At 33.7% G+C, this 208-nt stretch carries 1 protein-coding gene; it reads right to left on the bottom strand.

The annotated features are described in order from the left end of the window. A partial coding sequence (locus VJI93_RS09360; RefSeq protein WP_324009411.1) for a hypothetical protein occupies nt 1–208 on the bottom strand: 208 nt, incomplete at both ends.

Here is a 208-nt window from a genome sequence, read left to right as displayed (position 1 = left end):
CTGCTACATTTTCTTTTGTCCAAGTGATTTCTCCATTTGCAAAAGTTCCACCATTATCTGCAGAATTTTCTACATAACTTGTATGCTCTGGGATTCTATCTTTTATTACGACCTTTTGAGCTTTTCCTGTTGTATTCTTGTAAGTTATCTTGTAAAGTAGTTCTTGGCCTGCTTTTACTTCATTACTATCTATACTTGTCTTATCATC

It is taken from the genome of Parvimonas sp. M20 (genome assembly GCF_035282425.1).
GTDB lineage: Bacteria > Bacillota > Clostridia > Tissierellales > Peptoniphilaceae > Parvimonas.
This window is presented reverse-complemented; position numbering and strand designations above follow the sequence as displayed.